We start from the raw sequence: 506 nt of genomic DNA on the forward strand, positions 1-506 counted from the left end.
TTTGTACTTTTTCCCCTGCTTCCTTGATATAAATAGCATGCTTTCCTTTATGTTTTCTCTTAATTTTTTTCTTTTTGCTCCTATACAAATTATTTTCTTTTAGGACAGTTTCTATAGCTGTTGTTCCAACTTTAATGTTTTCTAACTCTAATTGTTTTTTTATTTTTAATTTACCATAACCATATAATTTTCTTATTTCAATTATTCTTTTAATAATCTTTTTATTTTTCAATTTATTTTTATTATTCTTAGGTTTAGTAGATTTAGGTTTTATAATAGAATAAGTTTCTAATTGGCTTTTCCAATAATAATATGTTCTAATACTAATCTTATATTTTAAAGCTAATACTTCTTTATTCTTAACTTTATTGATTTTTATAACTATCTTTTTTCTTTGATTTGAAGTATATTCTTTCATAGGTATTCCTTTTGTTTTATTTTAATTAATTAAATTATAAGGAATACCTACTTTTTTAAACTAAAAAAACGTGCAATATCTGTGGCTC

General features: G+C 21.3%; 1 protein-coding gene. It reads right to left on the minus strand.

All coding sequences use genetic code 11. The annotated features are described in order from the left end of the window. Positions 1 to 418 (minus strand): hypothetical protein (locus tag EPJ72_RS12955; RefSeq protein WP_147732517.1); only part of this gene is annotated, 418 nt, incomplete at its 3' end. Positions 419 to 506 lie beyond the last annotated feature (88 nt).

The sequence above is a fragment of the Brachyspira pilosicoli genome (assembly GCF_008016535.1).
GTDB classification, from domain to species: Bacteria; Spirochaetota; Brachyspiria; order Brachyspirales; family Brachyspiraceae; genus Brachyspira; species Brachyspira pilosicoli_A.